A 20,708-nucleotide genomic window follows, 5' to 3' on the forward strand; every position below is an offset into this window, starting at 1 on the left:
CGATAAGTTTATACGGAGTCAGAAAGCACCTTTAGTCCTCTCTTACCCATGACCTGGCCATCTCTTCTTCGTCTTTCGCAAACTGGCGTACATTAATGCTGGTCAGTTTATCAGCAAATTTTCCGATATATTCTGCGGCATCATAGTCAGTCACCAATGCGTATTTTTCTATTTGCGACATATGCTCTTTCGCGAATTTAAGCCTGTCATCGATCGCCGACAATTCTGTATGCGGCATATCCTTAAGACGCACAAGGAATCTTACTTTTCCATACTTCCTGATACATTGCCTGACTTCGTCCAGTACCTGTTCATTCTCTTCCTCTGTCAATTTATCGATCACTTCATATTCGAGAATATTTTCACGCGATGTCTCAAGTTTTCTAATCATCTTAACACCTCCATAAGGTCTCTATAAAGACTCTATTACCAAAACAGTCTTCTGGGAAACTTTCGAATAAAAACCGAAGCGGGAAGCAGTTTTCTACAAGTATTAAGACATGGGTAAATTGGTTTGTTTTTTCTTTTTTTCCTGTAATCAGTTTTAGGAAATCCCTGGCAGGGAAGCGCTTTTAATGGGTGCACCGAATCTATTATAGGAGGTTTTCACTTTGTTTAAACGAATTGATAAACTGCAAATCAGCCTGCCCCAGCCAAGCAAGCCCGATCCTGAAGCAGCAGGTGTTGTTCAGGAGTTATTAGGAGGACGGTTCGGTGAAATGTCAACGTTGAATAACTACATGTTCCAGTCGTTTAACTTCCGGAGCAAAAAGAAGCTGCGGCCTTTTTATGAATTAATCGCTAGTATTACCGCAGAAGAATTAGGACACGTGGAGTTAGTCTCTAATACCATTAACCTTAACTTAAACGGATCAGTTGGAAACGGAAACACAAATCCGGACGAGACTCCTCTTCGAGAGGCATTAGGTATCCCGAATATGTTCCAGTTTTTGCTGGGGGGACAAAATTCAGTGGCAGCTGATTCCGCGGGGAAACCATGGTCAGGAGATAATGTGTTCTCCAGTGGAAATTTAGTCAATGATTTACTCCATAACTTTTACCTTGAATGCGGTGCACGTACACATAAAATGCGCGTCTATCAAATGACTGATAATGAAACAGCCCGTGAGCTCTGCGGCTACCTGCTCGTGCGGGGAAGTGTCCATGCAGTGGCATATGCCAAAGCTCTTGAAAAAGTGACAGGAGTGGACGTACAAAAGATGCTTCCTGTGCCTGATTTGGATAACTCTAAGTTTGACCACGCCAGAAAATTTGAAGAAGAAGGTTCCCACCTTAAACTATATCGATTCAGTGACCAGGACTACGGATTGCTTAACAGAATTTGGACGGGCCCTACTCCGATCGGGCCTCCAGGTGAACTGGAAGTCGTCGATGGAACACCTGAAGGCGGCGAAATTCCTGACTTGGAGCATATTCCTGAAGAATTTGCACCAGGTTTTGATGAAGAGCAGTTCAGAGAATTGTCCAAACGTCTTCAATATGAAGCCGGCATGTAAACTGACTGAAAATTAATAAAGGACTGCTTCTTTAAAAGAAGCAGTCCTTGCTGGCTTTTAAAACAGCTTTTTTAATAAGAAAGGAGTTTTAGTTATGAAACATTACACATATAAAATGCTTACACCTCTTTTAGGCGCTGTGTTACTGGCAGGCTGCGGAGAAAACGGCGAAAACCAGGAAACTGCAAACAATGCTGCGAACAACAGCCCTGACAATAATACCACAGGAACAATTCAGTCCCAGAATAATAACGATGAGAATAATAACGAAGATAACACTAATGAAATCAATGGTAACAATGAAGTAGATGAGGAATCAGAGGCCGCGGCTCAAGCTGAAATGAATAATACGGATGGTGAATTTTTGGGAACCATTCTTTTTTACGAGGATGAGGACCGCTTACGTGTTGAAGCAGACGTAGAAAACCTTGAAGAAGGCTATCATGGTTTTCATATTCACGAAGAAGCGATTTGCGAACCTGATGAGGATGAGCCTTTCTCATCAGCAGGCGGGCACTATAACCCTGATGGTGGGAATCACGCCGAGCATGCTGGAGATATGCCTTCCCTATATGTGAACGAAGATGGGACCGCAAAGATGTCTTTCAAAACAGATAAATTCACTGCTGATCAGATCCTTGAAGATGAAACCGTCGTTATTATCCATGAAGACCCTGACAATTTTGGTCACATTCCTGAACGTTACCAGTCAGAGGAAAGCGATGAACCAGGTCCGGATGAAGAAACTCTTGATACCGGCGATTCTGGTGCCCGATCTGCGTGCGGAGTGGTAGAAGAGGGATAAGAGCATCAACCAGCTTTTCACAGGGAAAGCTGGCCTCTTTTATTTCTCCCTGTATTGATTTTCGAAAGGATTAGACATTTCCCGGGAAATTACTTACCGCTTCAACATCGCCCGACTTTTTGTGAAAGCTGAAACTGGATTTTTCTGCATTAAGCATCTATTTGCTTACCGAGTCAACAAGCCTTCTCAGGAATATGTCTGGCGGCGAGCAGGATGTACTCAGAGCATAGGTATATATTCCAAATGTCGTGCGGGTGAAGAACTCACAGGAGGCGATTCCTGCGATAGATCACTGTCTGGTATGCTTTAAACAAACGTTCATTTAAATCTGTTTTCCTAATTTATGTTATGATAATTCCATCTCTGGCTGCATATTATCCGGCTGGAAAGGACGGATGTTAAATGAAAAATTACCACTGCTGTGCCACCTGTATTCATTTTGCAGTTTCGAAAACGCCACAAGGCACTAAATATTATTGTGCCAGATTAGGATTTAAAACAAAGTCCCACTACCAGTTCAACTGCTGGGAACCAAAAGACCATATTAAAAAATTAATAGAAAAGGAGCGTCCTTCTAAGTAAAAAGCACGCTCCTTTTTCAACCTATTTCCCTCTTTCGTTAAACCATTCTTCCGCAAAATCCACCGACTCTGGTTTTATCCATGGATATCCCGTTTTAAATACCCAAAGAAACCGGCAGCGCCAATAGTAACGGCCACAATTATCATGACAGCAGCAGACATAAAATTGAATTCATCCACCGGCATCCCCGGAACATGGTCAAAAGGAGTTAACCCTGTGAGCCAGCCAGGCATCTGAAAAAGGTCTCCAAAATATACTGTCATAAAGGAAAAACCTAAATAAAGCCAAATCAACCCGGTGTATTTCGGCAAAAAACCGATCAATAAGGCGGTGACTGCGAGCATTACCCACACTGCAGGCAAGTAGACCAGACTGGAGGTTATAAATGGAGCTAATTCGGCCTCTTCAATGACTGCTACTCCCATACTTCCCATAGCCAAGCCAGATACAAGGAGTAAAAAGACACTGCTAAGCATTGCTAATAATAAATAGCTTCCCATCATTCTTATTCGGGAGACTGGCAAACTGAAAAGAGACTCGAGCCGCTGATTTTTTTCTTCTCCTTTCAGTTTCAGTATCATTAACAAGGCAGGAATAGTAATAATAATAGCCATTACTGCCATTAACACAGCCAGAAACTGGTCTGTTAAACTGACGCCTTCCATCACAGGAAGAAATTCTTCCATAAACTCAATATCTTCAAAGTAGATTTCAGTTTCACCTAAAACCGATCCATAGGTGACAGCTAACACCACTATACCTAATGTCCAAAAAACCAGCGAGCTGCGCTGAAGCCTCAAAGCAAGGCCAAACGGGCTGCGAAGAAATAGAGAAGCCGTCATCCTGCCAGGTTTGGACGGAAAAAAGCCTGCCCCCACATCTCTAATTGTATTTAAGTAAAAGGCTAAAACAGCTATACATAAAGTGGCAGCGAGCGTTAATATGATCGGCCACCAGTAGTTATTTACGTAAGTTTCAGTTCCAAGCACCCACCCGATTGGGGAGAACCAGGACAGCGTTTCATTACTTACATCGCCGGCTGCCCGAATAAGATAAGCCCCACCGAGTACAGCAATTGAAAGTCCTATCGTCCCCCGGGTGCTTTCCGTTAACTGGGCGCACAAGGCAGTCACCGCTGCAAAAAACAGTCCTATTGCTCCGATTACAGCGCCATATAACAGTGATCCTTCCAAATCAAGGCTCTCTATTCCGGTAGAGAATAATCCTAATCCAACGGCAACAGCCATAATACTATTCAAAACAGCCATCACTGCCATAGAAGCCCCCATAGTTGAAAGCCTGCCTGAAGGCAGAGAGAGAATCATCTCTGTCAGTCCTGCTTCTTCGTCGGCCCGGGTATGTTTTGCGACTAGAAGGATATTCATCAGACCAGCAATGATGGTCGTCATACCAAGCATTTGATGAGCCATCATAGCCCCGTACGTATAATCATCCAAGCCGTACCCTCGTCCGACGAGGGCTGTAACAGCGGGGTTAACCATTGATGCTGCCAGCTGCTGACGCTCGGCAGCTGTGCGGTATAAATCCGGGAAAGCCACCGCTACAGCCAGTGTAAATCCAACGATCCCCACAATCCACAACGCCATTTTAAACCTGTCTTTTTTAAAAATAAATCTGGAAAGTGTGGATATGTTCTTAAAAAGCCGGCTTTTCATCAGGTTCACCCTCCCTCTCCAACAGGACCGCTGTTTTCCCCTTTATAGTGGCGCATAAACAGGTCTTCAAGTTTCGGCGGCGCGCTCTCCAGCTTTAACACACCGTATGAACTGAGATAGCTGATGACATCCTCAAGTTTTTCAGAATCCACCTGGAAAGTAGCAGCCCGGCCGTTTTTCTGCAAATTATGAACTCCTGGAATTTTAACCAGGCCAGGCGAAGGTTCTCTCGTTTCAACGTGAAGCTGCGTTCTTGTTAAATGACGCAGTTCTTCCAGAGTACCTGATTCAATCATTTTTCCTTCGCGGATAATACCTACTTTGTCACAAAGCCTTTCTACTTCTGAAAGGATATGGCTGGAAAGTAAAATACTTTTACCTTCATTTTTTGCTTCCTTAACACATTCCTGAAACACCCGTTCCATAAGAGGGTCCAGTCCTGAGGTAGGCTCATCCAGTATATAAAGATCGGCTTCTGAAGAAAAGGCTGCTACAAGCGCTACTTTCTGCCTGTTCCCTTTAGAATACGTCCGGCATTTTTTTGAAGGATCCAGTTTAAACCGGTCAATAAGCTCTTCTCTCTTTCTCCTTTGGCTGCCCCCTCGTAATTTAACGAACAGGTCAATAACTTCTCCCCCTGTTAAATTCGGCCAGAGATTGACATCCCCGGGTACATAAGCGATCCGCTTATGGATTTCCACAGCCTCTGACCAGGCATCCATTCCGAATATTTCTGCTTTCCCTTCTGTTGCTTTTAATACCCCCAGCAGAACGCGGATTGTCGTTGACTTGCCAGCCCCATTAGGACCAATAAAGCCGTAGACTTCCCCTTTATCTACCTCAAGGTTAACACCATTTAATGCTTTAAATTTGCCGAAATTTTTAGTAAGGCCTTTTGCGCTGATTACACTCATTTTCCCTCCTCCTTTTTATAAAAAGCACTTTTCAGCATATCCAGATACTTATAAAACTCCTTAAAATACGGTTCCATATTAAGTTCAGAGAAAGACTGCCCTTTCAGAGAAGCTTTCAATTCTCTTTCATAGCCTTCTATCACCCAGTTGATCATTTTAAAAGCTTTTTCCACATCTGTATTTTCCCTGAATAATGAATAATCGATATTACTGTAAATCTTTTCGTAACCTTCTTTTTGAAGCTGGGTATATTTCGCCTGTATATCTTCGGGCAACTCTTTAATATCTGCTAAAAAAAACGTACCAAGAAAGTTCAGTACATTCGGATGTTCAGCAAACAGTTCCATTTTCAGTTCTCCTGCTTTTTTAAAGCGTTCAATAAAATCCCTTTCAGTGATGTCTATCTGCTTAAGGTAGTCATTGATCGTTTTGTCTAAACAGTAGTGAAGTAAATAATGATAAAGGTCTTTTTTAGTATTAAAATAATGGAACAGCATGCCTTTGCCTATTTTGGCATGTTTGACAATTCTGTTCGTTGAGGCCCGCTCAAAACCATGGTCAGCAAACTCATTTAAAGCCGCATTTAATATCCGCTGCTTTTTCTCTTCCTCCAGGCTTTCAAAGAGGTGTGTCACTCTTTAATCAGCCCCCTCTCCTTTAACGATTATCATTTAGACCAATGTGGTCGATTTAAGTATACCTCTGGACGACCAGGATGGTCAATATCAATTTGTGTAAATATTTGTACATTTATTTAAGGCACCAGGGCGGGAAACCCTGATGCCTTTTAGTCTGTTACATTTTTCCTATGCCATACTGAAACAGCTTAATTGTCTGCTCGACTATATGATCATACTCTTCATCTTTTATTTTACTCAAATCCTCATACTGATTTCGGAAATATTCGCCGAATGAAAGTGAAACTGATGTTAAGATGTGGGCCATAAACCGGACATCTAGGTCAGAGGATAATTCGTTTGCAGCCTTCCGTTCATGGAGAATCTTTTCCAAAAATACGTTACTGGCATTGATACCTTCTCCCATGACACCTTTTTTGACTGCCTCATCTGCGCTTGCCATGAACCGGTCATAGATCACCGCCTGCTTAGGATGGTCTCTCAGAAAAGCCAGTCCCCCTTTGAGCAATTTCCTGAGAAGGGCAAAAAAATCACTTTTAAATTCATCCGCACTTATTGTTTCCAAATAGGTCAATTTTTCCTGTCTCATGACATCTATCATATATTTAAACATATCCTGCTTATCATTAAAGTACTGATAAAAGCTTCCTTTAGCAATTCCGGCACTCGCGACGATTCTGCTGATACTTGCATTCTCATACCCATGCTCGTAAAATTCATCAATCATCACGTTCAGGATCCTTTCTTTTTTGTCCTTAGAAAGGTTCATAAACGTTTTCTTTGGCATCTTATTTCCTCCTATTTATTTTGATCTAAATTTCGCTTATCTTAATAAACCATTAACCCCAGCCATAGAAACAGGAAGCCAATCACTGCTACAAACAGATCAACAAACCATAGTTTTTTCCCAGATTTGTCTATAAAGGCTACAAACTTGGGCGATGTGTGCTCCCAATTAAATAAAAGGGTTACTGTTTTTAAAGAAGCCAGTGTGATAAAAACAGTTAAAATCCATCCGTATGCGATATATCCGGTTAAAGTGGCGTACCATACTAATAAAAACAGAGCTACCGCATAAATGAGAAGCCCTTTTACAGGTGTGGACCATTTTTCCTGTGAGTAATGTTTTTTGGCCCAATCATACAATTGCTCATGATAAAAAACGCCAAAGAATACTTTTATAAAGGCTGAAAAAGCTAATATGATGCTGACGAACGCAAACACATTTAAATCCATTATTCTCCCTCCTCCATAAAAAAACTATTAATAGACCCAAACACCTAACACGATTAAAAGCACTCCAAGAACGGTAGTAAAGATATTAATTTTAATAATGATTGTTCTGTCTTCTGTTAAAGCTTTTATGGCGAATGCCCTGAATTGATTGTAATTAAAAATGACTTGCCACACTTTCACCAGTGTCAGACTAATGATAAGAGTAAAGGCAATAGAAAAGCTGACCTCTGTGGTGACCTGCTTGTACCAGGTAACGCCTGTGATGATCATCGAAATAAATCCTCCCAGCCAGACCCACTGAGGCCTTTTTTCGGTATAAACCCGGTTTAGTTCAAACTGATTCCATTTTTCAGGGATTACGTGCATAGTCAGCCTGACTGTAATTAAGATTATCCCAAAAACGATACTGCCTGCCTGGAAGTAATTCATATCTACGCCGCCTCTCATATGTGACCATAAAGTCATATGACTCTATAGTCACATTATAAATTACTGTCTCACACTGCTCAATAGCTGTTAACCGAAGTTTGTTACAAACTTCAAAACTTTATTAAATAACTTGGCTGACTCCCAAGTCCTGTTGACAGCTTTATTACTTTACTTCTATAACAGATTTAACTTTTATAGCGCACGAAAAAACTGAGGCTGCCCCAGAAGTTTTTTTATTAATTCCGGTATTATACTCTCTTCCATATTTTAATTAGAATAGGAAGAGTTTAAGTTTATTGATAAATATTCCATTATAAAAAGGCCACTCACCTGCCGTGCCGTCTGCTGAGTGGACCTTATTTTCGATATATCGTCCGCTCGACTGCCTCAGCAATGCCTGAGCAGACCTTATTTCCGTTTTATTATCCACTCACTTGCCGTACGGCTTTCTGAGTAGGTCTTATTTTCGATATATCATCCGCTCGACTACTTCAGTTATAGCTGAGTGGGTCTTATCCTTATTCTTACCCTTATCCTTATCCGCCCGCTCACTTAATAAAAGGAAAAAGGGCTGTCCTCAAAAGTTTTCCTTTTGGGACAGCCCCTTCAATTAGTTATAAGGTTGATAGCATTTTTTCGAGATGTTTGACTGTTGGTGTAAGGTTTAGAAAGAAGTAGGTTTCACGGAGTCTGCGTGCGTCCGGGCTCGTTTTTAAATAAGCGCCTCCACCAGTATGAAGCATCGCTGTATTTACAGCCTCGAGGGTCAAATACGCTGTATCTTTTCTGATTTTCAGCATATCCTCCCACCGCAGCTCATCTTTTGAATGAGAAAAAATAACTTCCAGTTTGTCTTCCTGTCCTTTAAGTCTCTCTGACACATCTTCTGCCTGAACAGGTAAATAACTGTTGCAGCCGCTTTGTTTAGACTCGCATCTTTCAATTGATGATACGGCTGCCTGAGTGACGCCCAGGCCTAATGGAATCTGGTAAGCTACGAAATAAGGGCGAATCTGCTTCACAAATGAATCTGCGTCCTCGGAAAGAATTTGGGTTTCAGGAATAAACACCTCTTTGAAAGAGCATGAGTAAGTCGCGCTGCCGTTTATGCCAAGGTAGGATACTTTTTCTTTCAGTGTCAGACCGGCCTGGCTTCCGGAAATAAACAGCATAACACGGCGGTCCTCATCTGTATCGGCAATCACTCCAAACCAGTGACCGGGCCCAAGGTTGGAAACGGCAGGCAGCACACCGGAAAGAAGGTATCCTCCGTCTGTCGGTTCAGCTTTTAAATGAAGCTTTTCAAGTCCGGCATAATACTTCATAGGATTTGACAGTCCTGTACCGCCCAGTATCTCTCCATTTTCCAAATCCGGCAGCATCCGTTCTCTAAGTTCACGATTTGGAGTATGGCGGAGGTAAGTGAGTGCGGCTAAATGGCACCATAAATTAAAGCCTGTCGTCATACAATACTCTGATATTCTCTTTACTACCTTCATTTCCTCGAAAGCCTGCTCTTTAAGCTTACCTTCTGAAGAGCGCAAAAATCCTTTTTTACCAATCGCCTGCAAAACGCCTTCCGGATAAAGGGCCTGCTCATCTATTTTTCTTACGAGCGGTTTTAAGTCATTATCAAGCAGCGTATCCAGTTCGTTCTTGTTGCCGGTAATCACCACTTCTTTCCCTCCTCGCCAACAGTCTTCAATTTATTTTTTCTTGAGTTGTGTGATTTGGTCAATTGGTGCTTTGACCGCATCACGGGCCCGAACAACCGCTTCATCGTCCGGCGCATCATAAAAGCAAAGGCATTTTGACATATCTTCACACACATACGTGCGGGAGAAAGAGACTTCAGGAACTTCCGCATAATGAACGGAATTCTTTTTCTTTCTCTCCAGGTACTGGTCCATTGTTAAGTTCTCCGGGAGGTTCCATTCAACGAGATAATTAATCTTCTCTTTTTGCTGTTTTGCTTCCTCCAGATCCTGCCCTACAATTCTTACTTCTTTAGTTAAGGCTACAGGCAGGCCGAGCAATTCCAGCGATGCTTTTAAAGACGCTTCTTTTTCCGCTTCAAAAATAAAGAATGCCCGCGTAAAATCACTTGCTACTTGAACTTCAATCAGTTCACTCGTTTGAAGCTGGCTCTGAAGCTGCTCCACTTTCTTTTCAAATGATGCCTCATCCTTAATTGATTCATTTAAAGTTGATTCCACTAAATACAGTCCCAACTGAATCCCTCCTGAAAAATTATATTTTCGAACTTTTAAGTTATTTTATTATACTAAGTTTAAAAAATCAACTTAGTTGTTTAATTTAGTCATGTTACGTTATAATATCCACAGACTTTTCCTTAAGGAGCTATGATCAAGATGAAAGAACGTTACAAACTGCCATGTAATATTGCTCAAACTCTCAATATTGTCGGGGACCGCTGGACGTTGCTGATCCTCCATGACATTCTTATCGGCCACCAGACATTTAATGAACTGAAAAAAAATCTGGAAGGCATTTCAGCCAACTTATTATCAGACAGGCTGAAACATCTGGAAAAAGCCGGGTTGGTCGAGACCGAAGTTTATACAAAGCACCCTCCCCGCTACCAGTATAAATTGACCGAAAGCGGCAGAGACCTCGAACCTGTATTTGATGCTTTGCTCTTATGGGGCCGCGATCATCTGGATCACTGCTACAAGAAAATGGTTCATTCAGACTGCCAGCATGAAGTCGAACTTAGCTATTACTGCCCTTCTTGTAAAAAAACAGTTGATAAATCGGAAATCAACACGATCTCCACTGTAACCTCTGACCTCTACACCCGCTGACAGTGACGGGTGTTTTTTATATATTAATTGCTTTGCACGCCCCACTGTTTACCGACCCATTTTTCAAACAGCCCTACGGCCTTATCAAGAAGAAGCCCAAGGACACCGATAAAGATAATTCCTGCCAGTACAAGATCCAGGTCCAAAGCATTTCTTGAATCAACAATCAAGTATCCCAGCCCTGACTGGGCTCCGATCATTTCTCCAGCCACAAGGAAAATCCACGCCGTGCCTACCGCTATATGGAGACCATTTGCAATGAAAGGAAAGGCAGCCGGAAAAATAATTTTATAAAGCAGAGACATTTCTTTTATTTCAAGGTTTTGAGCAAGCTTCAAATATGTCTTATCAATTTTTTTAACCGCCGAAACGGTCGAAAGCAAAACAGGAAAAAAAGCAGCAATAAATATGATAACGATGGCCGGCATATTGCCGATTCCGAACCAAAGCACAATAAACGGTGACCAGGCTACAGGAGCCACAGGCCTGAGCACTTGTACAATCGGTTCAAAAACTCTCCAAAGTTTAGTCATCCGGCCCAGCACCAGCCCCAAAGCAATAGCTACCACAACGGCACTCAAGTAACCTGTGAAAAAACGAAACAGGCTGACCCTGACGTGCTCAAATAAGGTGCCGTCCTGTATAAGGGTAATGATCCCGTAAAAAACCATTAAGGGGGACGGCAGAAGCGCCTCAGGATAATCCCCGATAAAAATAACGAGCTGCCAGACGGTTATCACTAAAACAAAAGCTGCTGTTACATAGAAGGCTGTCGATAAGTATTTCATCTGCATCACGTCTCTTCTTCAAAGTAAGATTGGTCTACAAAATCCTCGTATGAAGGCGGGTCATCAGCCAGCCCCATTTCTATAAGGCGTTCTCGCAAAAATTCATATTCTGTCTCGTAAATTCTTAAGTTATCGTATGAAATCCAGTCTAATGAAAGTTCGAGGGCCTCATCGGTGACATTTAAATAATTTTTATGTGCGGCCAGTGATTCTTCGGTCTGCTCTCCCGCTCTTTCCCCGGCATCCAGGTAACCTTTCACAAACTGCTCTGCCAGTTCAGGGGAATCTTCCATAAAATCATCACGGAGCACAAGCGCGCAGCATAAGCAGTTATTCGGACAAAACTCGTGTGACTGGTGAAGCACATGTCCTGTATCCAGCGTGACGCCCAGCGCTCCGAAAGGCTCCGCTACAATATAACTGGAAATCCTTCCTTCCGACAGCGCCGAAGGCATTTCAGGAGGCGGCATTTCTACGACATTCACGTCCTCATAGTCCATCCCTTCGCGCTTTAGCATTTCATCAAGGAGCAGGTTATGGGCAGATAGGGTGTGGGGGATAGCGACAGTCTCTCCTGCCAGGTCAGCAGGACTTTCGACATCATGCGCCGCCATAATGGCATTGCCTTCCCGGTGTCCTAAAGCCACTGCACTGATTCCGATTCCCCTTTCTTTCGCTTTCATTGCAAGTTCGAACAGGACTGAGGCCCCATCAATTCTGCCTGCATTCAGCGCATCCATTAATTCAATCCAGCTTCCAAACCTTATAAGTTCAATTTCAGCTCCGTCTAAATACTCCTCTTCAAATTCCTTTGTAAAATAGAGAGGCGCTGCATGAGTAATCGGTAGATGCCCGAGTCTGATAACATCGTTTTTATTGTCATCCGGCCCAGATACAGGCGTGGCACAAGCTGACAGAAACAGAGAACTTATCAGCATATAACTGCTGAGTGTATGAGATTTTTTCATGCTTCCCCTCCTTTAGGAATTGTTTAAATATTAAAATCAAGCTGGTCCTGTGTGTAACTGAAATTGAATTCATCCAGTATCCATTTCCGGTAATATTGGAAATCGCTATGTGCCCTGTCCCTTGGTTTAGGGAGTTTTACTGTGATTTTTTTCCTTACTGTGCCGGGGTTGGCGTCCATAATGAAAACCCGGTCTGAAAGATACACAGCCTCATCAATATCGTGAGTCACAAGAATAATATTAGTTCCTTCCTGCTGCTGGATCCGGAGCAGTTCATCCTGCAGATAATATCTGTTAAATGTATCTAAAGCCGCAAAAGGCTCATCCATTAATATAAGTTCCGGACGAATTGACAGAGCCCGGGCGATGGCGACTCTCTGCTGCATTCCGCCTGACAGTTCAGAAGGAAACTGATCCATGCTTTTCTCAAGGCCGACGAGTTTAATATATCTAATGGCTCTTTCTCTGCTCTCTTCTTTAGAAAGCCCTTCCGGTTCAAGGGCAAGTTCTACATTTTTCAAAACCGTCCGCCAAGGGAGCAACGCATAATATTGAAACAGCATGATCGCTCGTCTGGACGGTTTCGTCACCTGCTTGCCATCAAAGAACAATTCGCCTCCAGTAGGACTGTCAAACCCTCCGATCAAGTTTAGCAGCGTGCTTTTACCGCATCCGCTTTGGCCTAATATAGACACGACTTCTCCCTTCCTTATGTCAAAATCAATGCCGCTCAACACTTTCTTTGAATCTCCCTGTTTTGAAAATTCTTTTTCCACGCCTTTTAACTCAACTAAAGGGTTATTTTCAGCAGTTACACTCACTTTTTCGCCCACCTTTGTAAGAACATTAAATTTATAATTCTTACCTGTTTACTATGTTTTAATCATTTTATGATACTTAGTTAAAAAAAACAACCTAAAATGATAATTATTTTTAGAAATTCTGTCTATTTCGACGAATGGAACTCAAGAAAGTCCTTTGCGTGGATTACTTACACAAAAAACCCCGTAAATTAATTACGAGGTTTTGATCAAACTAAAGATTTAACTGAAAAATTTTATTTCTCCTAATAGAGGGTTGCTGCCTGGGAATCGGCAGCGTTTTTCCTATTAAATAAGGGCTTAGTGCTGCGGAAGAGGTGAGCTTCACGACCAGCACCGACGCTGCAATACTAAAGGCTACTGCCATAATAAAGTACAGGACAGGATGGACATTTGCCAGTGGAGGCAAATAGTAAAGAAATACAGTATGGAGCAAATAAATATTAAAAGAATATTTACTTACCGACAAAATTAGTGGGGGAGTTCTCTTAAGTTTATAAGTCAGCAGTAATATAACCGCAATTAAAGCGGGCGTATACAGCAGATAGTCTATTCTTTTAGAGGAAACGACTGTGAGAATGTCATACCTTACCAGGAAAAAGACAAGACCTATACTTAAGAAAGGCAACCCGTAAATAATTTTTCTGTACTGAAGAAGCTGCTCCATTACTGCATGATAATGCCTTCCACAATAGTAACCTAATGTAAAATAAAAGAGCCATCCAAACACCGGGAGCCAGTGGCCCCGCTCCCAAATATATTCTCCCAGAAACATCGCCGGTGGAGAAGTCATATGGAAAAAACCAAGATATATGACGTTAATGACTAAGGAAAAACCAATGACTTTAACCGGAGATGACCTTTCTAAAAAGCGTTGGGCAATCATATGCATGAGATAAAACTGGAAAATTATTAATATAAAATAGCCTGTATAACCGCCTATAAAGAGATTTAGTGCCAGTTGCCGGGTGAAAGCCTGCAACGTATCTGCCGTTATAAAAGCAAATACCAGGCCCATAAAGGCAAACGGAGCTAGCAGGAATTTGACCCTTTTGATCAAAAAACCTTTAGGCACCCCATTCGGATACGAATGAGCTAAAAGAAATTCCGAAATAAATATAAATACCGGCGTACCAAAAAAAGCGATAAACCTAAACGCAATCAGTAAATATTCTTCATATTGGCCAATTGAATATTCATAGTTGGAAAGCGTTGTGTTCACAGCATGGGTCACAACCACTGCCAGACAAGCAAGCGCCCTCAACCAGTATATTTCTTTTATAACCTTAGATTCTTTCACATAAATACTTCCCTTCTTACATAAGAGCATGCCTATAATCATTCGTTCTATAAGAGATATTTTAGGGGCAAAGTCAACAAAACTTTCCAGTCAGGCTGAAGAGTCTGTTCTGATTTGAATCTATTTTTCATCTACAGGCACGCTCATCCTGGTTGCGTAGTTCCCGGGATATCTCTTCCAGACTTGAAGCTCTTTGCTTTTACCTCTGGTCCTGATTTGGGAAAGATACAGAAATAGTTGTCCCTTTTCCCGGCTCACTTTTAACGTTTAATTTTCCCCGGTGAGCTTCAACTAACGCCTTAACAATGGAGAGGCCGATGCCAAGCCCGCCCCTTTCACGGTTTCTGGATTTTTCGCCGCGGTAGAAACGCTCGAATGCGTTTTGCAGTTCTTCTTCCGACATCCCTTTTCCCTCATCCATAATATTAAAGGTAGTAAAGTTCTCATCCTGGTCAACTGTTATCTCTACTTTTTTTCCCGTATCCGTAAATTTCCATGCATTATTTAAAAGATTGGTCATTATTTGAGTAAACCGATCCGGATCGGCAGCAAACACGTACGACTTCTCAGTGTCCACTTTCAGGTCAATTCCTTTTTCCTCAAAAGAAGGGTTAAACCTCTCGTATAATGATTTAAGAATTTGTGCTGAATGAAGCTTTTCAATATTAAGCTTTAACCTCGGGTTTTCGGCAGCATGTAATTCTTCCATTTCATTTACAAGCCTGACGAGACGCATTAATTCCAGATAACTTTGTTCCAGCCGTTCAGGCGTGACTTCCAAAACCCCGTCACGAAACGCCTCAAGCTGGCTTCGGAGTGTAGACAGCGGGGTACGCAATTCATGAGCAAGGTCACTTGTGAACTGCTTCCGCAGCTTCTCGCTTTTCTCAAGAGACCTTGCCAGTTCATTCACTCCTTCAGACAAGTCTCTTATTTCCTGTATACTGTGGTCAGTTGAAAGGGCCAAAGCATGACGGTGATTTTTCAGCAGTTTCATGGCACCGCCAATTTGTTTAATTCCTTTGGATAACTGTTTTGAAAAAATAAAGCTGAACAGAACAGCTAAGCAGGTCATAACAACTAAGGCAAGAAGTAAATAACGACTGAAATCAGCAAGAAACTGATTATCAGTACCCGCAAATGTCGCAGGGTAATAAACGAACATTGTGCCGATCGGTTCGCCCTCAGCAAACAGCTCAAAGCTTTCTGAATCCATATGATGATCACCCATCATCACTCCACTACTCTCGCGCCGCATTTGTCCCCTCTGATGCTGATTCATATGGCTGCTGTCTATTAATAGCTCCTCTTCAGCAGAATAGACCTGAAAGTGAATATCTTCATGCATCGTCAAACGATGAAGAGTCATTTGAGACTGGTTCGTAAATGCCCCATTTTGGATATAATCATTTTCTACTTGCTCCACTGCCTGGATAATTTGTTCTTCCCGGCGGGTTTCCACATAATCACTGAATGTCTCCTGAAAGCCGAAAAAAACAGCAATCCCGACAAATAAGATTCCTCCGAGCGACAATACTAATGAAAAAACCAGCAAGCGGCTATACAGGGTTTGAAACATCGCGTTTCCCTCCGAATTTATATCCCATGCCGAATACTGTGACTATATATTCTGGTTTCCTTGTGTCCTTTTCAATTTTTTTTCGTAAATTTTTAATATGGACGTCTATGCTTCGTTCATAACCTTCATAAAAACGATCCTCCTGAATTTTTTCCAGCAGGTCTGTTCGGCTGAATACTCTTCCCGGCTCTTTAGCCATTGCTGTTAATACGTGAAATTCCAAAGGTGTCAATGTCACTTCTTTATCATTCACGGTAACTAGTTTTTTCTTATCATCAATGACTAACATGCCGCCATTATATGACTGGACACTTTTCTTACTCGACAACCCGGCGCGCCGCAGAATAGCTTCCATTCTCACTATTACTTCTTTCGGGCTGAATGGTTTAGTCACATAATCATCCGCTCCGAGTAATATCCCCTGGATCCTCTCATCTTCAGCAGACTTGGCACTGAGCATAAGGATTGGCGTATCAGTGTGCTGGCGGATACGGGTACATATTTCTTCACCTGATAAATCAGGAAGCATTAAATCCAGGATGAGAAAGTCAGGCTGAATTTTCCAAAACAAGTCCAGGCCTTCTTTTCCATTTGGTGATGAAACGACATCATATCCCTCTTTTTCCAGATAAGCCGTTAACACATCAACCATCATTGGTTCATCTTCAATTATCATTACTTGAACAGGCATAGTGCCACTCCTCTTTTTATATTGAAAAAATTATAGCACAGGTTCTTGCTCCTTTTCGTATTCCCTGGAAAAACTCATAACTTCTTCATAACTTCTTTATTAGCTCCTCATAAGTGCGGTTTATACTGTAATTAGAAAGACAAAAGGAGGAGATTCAAATGAAAAAATGGTTAATGGCTGCTTTGGCAGTACTTGTCCTTACCGCAGTAGGCGGAACGGTTATGGCCTCTGGGGATAATAACTGGAATTTCGAAGACCACCTTCCATTTATGCAGGAAAGACATCCTGATTTAACAGATGATGAACTGGAAGAGAGGTTTAACCAATGCCAGCAACGGCATGAAGAAAGAGGTTTCGGCCAGCGTATGATGCATGGGATGATGCATGGCGGCATGATGGGTCAAGGAAATGGTCCGGGCCCTGGGAATGGTCCTGGTAACGGTCCTGGGAATGGTCCTGGCAACGGAAACGGCCAAGGCCCGGGGAATGGATTCAATAACGGAAATAATGATTAATACAGCGGCTTTTAAGAGTGCTTTCAATGAGAGAGCACTCTTAATTAGGTCATATCCTTCTATTTGCTGATGATTTTGAATACTATTCCATTAAAATCCTTAAAGACGAATACTCGGAGAATATCCCCTGCTGTTAAGTCTGCAATCCTCTGAATTTCACTGGGGACACGAAACCCTCCGCTTTTATTTATTATCATCCGATTTTCCATTGTGTCTTTAGTATTCCGCGATACAACAATCTCCCCCAGTGCTTCCCTAAAGCTGACAGACACTTCATCCCCCGGGAATAAAGCCGTTTGTTTACGCACAACAGAAGGAATTAACACCGTCTGGTTCTTTTTAAAGGTACAAATAAAATGAGAATCAATTAATTCAGTTTCATATTTAGCAATCATTTAACACACCCCAATGACTACACTTTTCCATTATTTTAAAGGTAACAATTGAAGAAAGTTTGAAGTTCCATAATATGGGGGGTCAGACCCGCAAAATATTGGAAATTAAATTTGCCATGATAAAAGGGATGGCTGGTCAGCCATCCCTCAGCATACAACTTTTTCATTAAGACGCCAGTTTACGGCACTCGTCTGCACATTTGAAGCAGGCTTCTGCACATTTTTGACAGTGATCATGGTCATGTTTTTTACATTCATTTCCGCAAGCTTCACAAATCTTGGCACAAACCTCTGCAAGTTCAGTAGCAAACGGGGTTCCCCGGCTAAGAGCTTGTTCAAGAAAACTGCAAATATCAGCACATTCACGGTCAAGACGGATACATTCAGTCATCATCTTCACATCATCTTCTCTAAGACAGGCATCGTAACAATGGTTACATGCCTCCGTACATTCATGTAACGTTTTAATTAAATCAGCATGTTGTTCATGGGACATAAATGGAACCTCCTTTAAAATGTGTTCATTACCCCATTACCTATATACTTGGATATTAAACGGATCAGGATTAAATTAGGAGGTTCGTCGGTAATAGCATTGTATAGGGGGAGACCGAAAGTCAGGGGAGCCTCCCGAGTGTGCAAATTTAGTCGAAAATTGTTATACGGTAGAGCTGGGAGTTTATACGGTAGAGTCCGCTCCCTATACGGTAGAGTTGGGGTTTTATACAGTAGAGTTCGATCTTTATACGGTAGAGTTCCCCATTCTTATGGTAAATTTCGATCCTTCTACAGTATAATCCCCCATTTATTCAGTCGCCCCCGCTTTTATGCAGTCGCACAATACCTATCTGCCTCCTCAGTTTGCAAAAGGAATATACAGATAGAACGTTGTGCCGCGGTCTTTCTTACTTTCTACTTTAACCGAACCACTATGGGCTTCTACAATTTCTTTTACAATGGCCAGCCCGAGTCCGGTGCCGCTGTCGTCCCGCGAACGGGCAGGGTCTGCTTTATAAAACCTCTCCCAGATGCGGTCGAGTTCTTGAGAGTCCATTCCTTCTCCGGTATCAGCTATTTCAAAAACAATATTTTCATCCTCTTTATAACATGACAGTCTGATCGATCCATTCACGTCTGTAAACCTGATCGCATTTTCAAGGATATTAATAAGTGCCTGTTCCATTCTGAATGTGTCCAGAGAGATTGTTTGGTTTTCCAGTGACCGGTCAACGTTAAGCGTTCCTTCGATTTGTTTCTGGTCAAACATTATAGCACGGCTTTTAAATAGGGAATTGAGCCACTCACTAACATTTACCTCTTCATAATGAATTTGTATCTTTCCTTCTTGAAGTTTAGTCAGTAAAAATAAGTCGCTCACAAGGCTTTCCATACGTTTAGCTTCATCATAAATGACCCCAAGGTGCCTCTTCCACCCTTCCTTGTCCACGTTTTCTGCGTCCTTCATTAAGGCTGAGTATCCTTTTATATACGTAATCGGAGTTCTCAAATCATGAGAGACGTGAGAAATAAACTCTCTTCTTGAATCCCTGTATTCTTTAAGCTGCCTTGTCATCTGCTGAATATTTTTGCCGAGTGTGCCAACTTCATCCTCACCTTTAACATTCAGTTTAATGTCAAAATCTCCATCTGCAATATCCTGTGTTCTTTGGCTCATCTCATTTAAAGGGTTAGAAATTCTCCTCGTCAAATATCTGATAAACAAATAGCCTACTAAAAGAGTAAGCGTCCCCATTAACGCTAATAATTTGAGCAGGTTGACCCGGGCCACGTTCAACTCCCCGGTATCCTGGTCTATAAATACATACCCGGCTGTTTCCCCGTCTTGATTATTAATAGCTGCTGTACCCCATACATGCGGGATGTGAAAAGTCATTGTGTCAACTTCATCTGTATAGGTGACCTGGTGATGCGTCATAATCTCCGATCTGTTTTCCTCAATAAATTGGATATAGCCGCTGATTTTCTCGCTGGAAATATTATCACTTGTAAAAACCGGTTCACCTTCTTCATTTACAATGAGCAGAACACTGTGTTTTCCTGTTTCGAGGACATTTATATAGTCCAAAATCTCACTGCTTTGCTCTGTCTCAAGTAAAGCCGCATGAGCGGCAAGTCTTCCTTCCACCTCATGTGTAAGGTGCTCCTGATAAAAGTTTGCCGTAATCCAGTGGGCACCCGAAATAATAAAAACAATTAGTACTATTAATGAGACCATCACCCAGGTCGTAATCTTTTTGGCTAAACTTTTTTTAATTTGACTGGTCAGCTGCCGAAACATCTTCATCCACCTTATAACCAACGCCCCATACCGTATCAATCGCCGTTCCCTTATAACCTTCTGATTTCAGTTTCTCCCTGATGTTTTTAATATGAGTATCTACCGTCCTTAAATCCCCTTCATAAGCCATCTCCCACTCTAAATTTAACAACTGCTCCCGGCTGTATACTCTTCCCGGGTTTGTCGCTAGCCTGTGAAAAATTGAAAACTCTTTTTTGGTTAACGGCAAGGCTTTGTTATTGTAAAAAATTTGATATTTATTTGGATAAAATTGAAGTCCTTTCATCTCAAACGACAAGTCGGCATTTTTTTGAAAGAAAGACCTTCTCAATACCGATTCTACTCTGGCTGTCAATTCTCTTGGCTCAAAAGGTTTAACAATATAATCATCCGCCCCAAGCTGGAGGCCTTTCACTACCCTTTCCGTATCTCCTAAAGCGGATAGGAGAATGACGGGTGTTTTCCTGTTTAATTCCTCGCGCAGCATTTTCAATAATTCAAATCCGTCAACTTCCGGCATCATAATATCCAGCAGCACTAAATCAACCTTTTCACCCCTGATCACTTCCATCGCTTCCGTGCCGTTTACTGCTTCAGACACTATGTAGTTTTTATCAGCCAAACAAAGCTTTAACAAGGTTCTCATTTCCTGCTCGTCGTCTACAATTAAAATTCGTTCTTCTGCCATTTTGTCCCCTCCTGCGGTTTAATTGTATGAAAAAAACTTGGC

General features: G+C 42.0%; 23 protein-coding genes. 4 read left to right on the top strand and 19 right to left on the bottom strand.

Annotated features, from left to right (window positions below):
* Nucleotides 1–31: 31 nt before the first annotated feature.
* Complete coding sequence (locus tag BMW59_RS11980) at nt 32–391, bottom strand: SpoIIAA family protein (RefSeq protein ID WP_093052297.1); 360 nt, start codon at nt 389–391, stop codon at nt 32–34.
* Between the two features lie 220 nt (nt 392–611).
* Between BMW59_RS11980 and BMW59_RS11985 the strand changes: the two genes are divergently transcribed.
* Both BMW59_RS11985 and BMW59_RS11990 read left to right on the top strand, forming a co-directional pair.
* Nucleotides 612–1,517 carry a manganese catalase family protein gene (locus BMW59_RS11985; RefSeq protein ID WP_093052300.1) on the top strand — a complete coding sequence of 302 codons (906 nt, stop codon included), beginning with the start codon at nt 612–614 and terminating at the stop codon, nt 1,515–1,517.
* Nucleotides 1,518–1,611: 94 nt separating this feature from the next.
* Nucleotides 1,612–2,322 carry a superoxide dismutase family protein gene (locus BMW59_RS11990; protein ID WP_093052303.1) on the top strand — a complete coding sequence of 237 codons (711 nt, stop codon included), beginning with the start codon at nt 1,612–1,614 and terminating at the stop codon, nt 2,320–2,322.
* A gap of 656 nt (nt 2,323–2,978) precedes the next feature.
* On the opposite strand, the gene BMW59_RS12000 is transcribed toward BMW59_RS11990, so the two are convergent.
* The 8 genes from BMW59_RS12000 to BMW59_RS12035 all read right to left on the bottom strand — a co-directional run bounded on the left by BMW59_RS12000 (nt 2,979) and on the right by BMW59_RS12035 (nt 10,028).
* A complete protein-coding gene (locus BMW59_RS12000; RefSeq protein WP_093052309.1) occupies nt 2,979–4,580 on the bottom strand; it encodes an ABC transporter permease in 1,602 nt (533 codons plus the stop codon).
* Nucleotides 4,581–4,585: 5 nt separating this feature from the next.
* Nucleotides 4,586–5,494, bottom strand: coding sequence for an ABC transporter ATP-binding protein (locus BMW59_RS12005; protein ID WP_093052312.1), 909 nt, complete (start codon nt 5,492–5,494; stop codon nt 4,586–4,588).
* A complete protein-coding gene (locus BMW59_RS12010) occupies nt 5,491–6,129 on the bottom strand; it encodes a TetR/AcrR family transcriptional regulator (RefSeq protein WP_245733089.1) in 639 nt (212 codons plus the stop codon). The genes BMW59_RS12005 and BMW59_RS12010 overlap by 4 nt, the downstream gene beginning before the upstream one ends.
* A gap of 160 nt (nt 6,130–6,289) precedes the next feature.
* Nucleotides 6,290–6,919 carry a TetR/AcrR family transcriptional regulator gene (locus BMW59_RS12015; RefSeq protein WP_093052314.1) on the bottom strand — a complete coding sequence of 210 codons (630 nt, stop codon included), beginning with the start codon at nt 6,917–6,919 and terminating at the stop codon, nt 6,290–6,292.
* A 41-nt stretch (nt 6,920–6,960) separates the two neighbouring features.
* Nucleotides 6,961–7,368 carry a hypothetical protein gene (locus BMW59_RS12020; protein WP_093052317.1) on the bottom strand — a complete coding sequence of 136 codons (408 nt, stop codon included), beginning with the start codon at nt 7,366–7,368 and terminating at the stop codon, nt 6,961–6,963.
* 27 nt (nt 7,369–7,395) lie between these two features.
* The gene (locus tag BMW59_RS12025; RefSeq protein WP_177174329.1) at nt 7,396–7,833 is read right to left on the bottom strand and encodes a hypothetical protein; all 438 of its coding nucleotides are present in this window, start codon (nt 7,831–7,833) and stop codon (nt 7,396–7,398) included.
* Nucleotides 7,834–8,411: 578 nt separating this feature from the next.
* Entirely contained in the window at nt 8,412–9,473 is a 1,062-nt protein-coding gene (locus BMW59_RS12030; RefSeq protein ID WP_093052322.1) for an acyl-CoA dehydrogenase family protein, read from the bottom strand.
* Between the two features lie 30 nt (nt 9,474–9,503).
* Nucleotides 9,504–10,028 carry a DUF4242 domain-containing protein gene (locus tag BMW59_RS12035; protein ID WP_093052325.1) on the bottom strand — a complete coding sequence of 175 codons (525 nt, stop codon included), beginning with the start codon at nt 10,026–10,028 and terminating at the stop codon, nt 9,504–9,506.
* 141 nt (nt 10,029–10,169) lie between these two features.
* On the opposite strand from BMW59_RS12035, the gene BMW59_RS12040 reads away from it, so the two are divergent.
* A complete protein-coding gene (locus tag BMW59_RS12040; protein ID WP_093052328.1) occupies nt 10,170–10,622 on the top strand; it encodes a winged helix-turn-helix transcriptional regulator in 453 nt (150 codons plus the stop codon).
* 23 nt (nt 10,623–10,645) lie between these two features.
* On the opposite strand, the gene BMW59_RS12045 is transcribed toward BMW59_RS12040, so the two are convergent.
* From BMW59_RS12045 to BMW59_RS12070, 6 genes are all read right to left on the bottom strand, one after another.
* Complete coding sequence (locus tag BMW59_RS12045; protein WP_093052768.1) at nt 10,646–11,410, bottom strand: ABC transporter permease; 765 nt, start codon at nt 11,408–11,410, stop codon at nt 10,646–10,648.
* Between the two features lie 5 nt (nt 11,411–11,415).
* Complete coding sequence (locus BMW59_RS12050) at nt 11,416–12,378, bottom strand: ABC transporter substrate-binding protein (RefSeq protein ID WP_093052331.1); 963 nt, start codon at nt 12,376–12,378, stop codon at nt 11,416–11,418.
* A gap of 23 nt (nt 12,379–12,401) precedes the next feature.
* Entirely contained in the window at nt 12,402–13,199 is a 798-nt protein-coding gene (locus BMW59_RS12055; RefSeq protein ID WP_093052334.1) for an ABC transporter ATP-binding protein, read from the bottom strand.
* A gap of 214 nt (nt 13,200–13,413) precedes the next feature.
* Nucleotides 13,414–14,499 (bottom strand): acyltransferase family protein, encoded by a 1,086-nt coding sequence (locus BMW59_RS12060; RefSeq protein WP_245733091.1) that lies wholly within the window; start codon nt 14,497–14,499, stop codon nt 13,414–13,416.
* A 199-nt stretch (nt 14,500–14,698) separates the two neighbouring features.
* Nucleotides 14,699–16,078, bottom strand: a complete 1,380-nt coding sequence (locus tag BMW59_RS12065; RefSeq protein WP_093052340.1) for a sensor histidine kinase — start codon at nt 16,076–16,078, stop codon at nt 14,699–14,701.
* Nucleotides 16,059–16,769, bottom strand: coding sequence for a response regulator transcription factor (locus BMW59_RS12070; protein ID WP_093052343.1), 711 nt, complete (start codon nt 16,767–16,769; stop codon nt 16,059–16,061). The genes BMW59_RS12065 and BMW59_RS12070 overlap by 20 nt, the downstream gene beginning before the upstream one ends.
* A gap of 158 nt (nt 16,770–16,927) precedes the next feature.
* Here BMW59_RS12070 and BMW59_RS12075 point away from each other — a divergent pair, with 158 nt between their 5' ends.
* The gene (locus BMW59_RS12075; RefSeq protein ID WP_093052346.1) at nt 16,928–17,284 is read left to right on the top strand and encodes a hypothetical protein; all 357 of its coding nucleotides are present in this window, start codon (nt 16,928–16,930) and stop codon (nt 17,282–17,284) included.
* 59 nt (nt 17,285–17,343) lie between these two features.
* On the opposite strand, the gene BMW59_RS12080 is transcribed toward BMW59_RS12075, so the two are convergent.
* The 4 genes from BMW59_RS12080 to BMW59_RS12095 all read right to left on the bottom strand — a co-directional run bounded on the left by BMW59_RS12080 (nt 17,344) and on the right by BMW59_RS12095 (nt 20,666).
* The gene (locus BMW59_RS12080; RefSeq protein ID WP_093052349.1) at nt 17,344–17,679 is read right to left on the bottom strand and encodes a hypothetical protein; all 336 of its coding nucleotides are present in this window, start codon (nt 17,677–17,679) and stop codon (nt 17,344–17,346) included.
* A gap of 166 nt (nt 17,680–17,845) precedes the next feature.
* Nucleotides 17,846–18,175: a four-helix bundle copper-binding protein gene (locus BMW59_RS12085; RefSeq protein ID WP_093052352.1), complete on the bottom strand. Its 330-nt coding sequence runs from the start codon at nt 18,173–18,175 to the stop codon at nt 17,846–17,848.
* Nucleotides 18,176–18,535: 360 nt separating this feature from the next.
* The gene (locus BMW59_RS12090; protein WP_093052355.1) at nt 18,536–19,978 is read right to left on the bottom strand and encodes a sensor histidine kinase; all 1,443 of its coding nucleotides are present in this window, start codon (nt 19,976–19,978) and stop codon (nt 18,536–18,538) included.
* Nucleotides 19,950–20,666, bottom strand: coding sequence for a response regulator transcription factor (locus tag BMW59_RS12095; RefSeq protein ID WP_093052358.1), 717 nt, complete (start codon nt 20,664–20,666; stop codon nt 19,950–19,952). Before BMW59_RS12095 ends, BMW59_RS12090 begins: the two co-directional genes overlap by 29 nt.
* Nucleotides 20,667–20,708: the final 42 nt, after the last annotated feature.

Source organism: Salipaludibacillus aurantiacus, from assembly GCF_900111295.1.
In the GTDB taxonomy this organism is placed as follows: domain Bacteria; phylum Bacillota; class Bacilli; order Bacillales; family Salisediminibacteriaceae; genus Salipaludibacillus; species Salipaludibacillus aurantiacus.

Excerpts from the sequence above, each read along its gene's own strand:
- BMW59_RS11980 (WP_093052297.1), bottom strand. The coding sequence starts at position 391 with ATGATTAGAAAACTTGAGACATCGCGTGAAAATATTCTCGAATATGAA.
- BMW59_RS11990 (WP_093052303.1), top strand. The coding sequence starts at position 1,612 with ATGAAACATTACACATATAAAATGCTTACACCTCTTTTAGGCGCTGTG.
- BMW59_RS12000 (WP_093052309.1), bottom strand. The coding sequence starts at position 4,580 with ATGAAAAGCCGGCTTTTTAAGAACATATCCACACTTTCCAGATTTATT.
- BMW59_RS12005 (WP_093052312.1), bottom strand. The coding sequence starts at position 5,494 with ATGAGTGTAATCAGCGCAAAAGGCCTTACTAAAAATTTCGGCAAATTT.
- BMW59_RS12015 (WP_093052314.1), bottom strand. The coding sequence starts at position 6,919 with ATGCCAAAGAAAACGTTTATGAACCTTTCTAAGGACAAAAAAGAAAGG.
- BMW59_RS12020 (WP_093052317.1), bottom strand. The coding sequence starts at position 7,368 with ATGGATTTAAATGTGTTTGCGTTCGTCAGCATCATATTAGCTTTTTCA.
- BMW59_RS12025 (WP_177174329.1), bottom strand. The coding sequence starts at position 7,833 with ATGACTTTATGGTCACATATGAGAGGCGGCGTAGATATGAATTACTTC.
- BMW59_RS12040 (WP_093052328.1), top strand. The coding sequence starts at position 10,170 with ATGAAAGAACGTTACAAACTGCCATGTAATATTGCTCAAACTCTCAAT.
- BMW59_RS12045 (WP_093052768.1), bottom strand. The coding sequence starts at position 11,410 with ATGAAATACTTATCGACAGCCTTCTATGTAACAGCAGCTTTTGTTTTA.
- BMW59_RS12050 (WP_093052331.1), bottom strand. The coding sequence starts at position 12,378 with ATGAAAAAATCTCATACACTCAGCAGTTATATGCTGATAAGTTCTCTG.
- BMW59_RS12065 (WP_093052340.1), bottom strand. The coding sequence starts at position 16,078 with ATGTTTCAAACCCTGTATAGCCGCTTGCTGGTTTTTTCATTAGTATTG.
- BMW59_RS12070 (WP_093052343.1), bottom strand. The coding sequence starts at position 16,769 with ATGCCTGTTCAAGTAATGATAATTGAAGATGAACCAATGATGGTTGAT.
- BMW59_RS12075 (WP_093052346.1), top strand. The coding sequence starts at position 16,928 with ATGAAAAAATGGTTAATGGCTGCTTTGGCAGTACTTGTCCTTACCGCA.
- BMW59_RS12080 (WP_093052349.1), bottom strand. The coding sequence starts at position 17,679 with ATGATTGCTAAATATGAAACTGAATTAATTGATTCTCATTTTATTTGT.
- BMW59_RS12085 (WP_093052352.1), bottom strand. The coding sequence starts at position 18,175 with ATGTCCCATGAACAACATGCTGATTTAATTAAAACGTTACATGAATGT.
- BMW59_RS12090 (WP_093052355.1), bottom strand. The coding sequence starts at position 19,978 with ATGTTTCGGCAGCTGACCAGTCAAATTAAAAAAAGTTTAGCCAAAAAG.
- BMW59_RS12095 (WP_093052358.1), bottom strand. The coding sequence starts at position 20,666 with ATGGCAGAAGAACGAATTTTAATTGTAGACGACGAGCAGGAAATGAGA.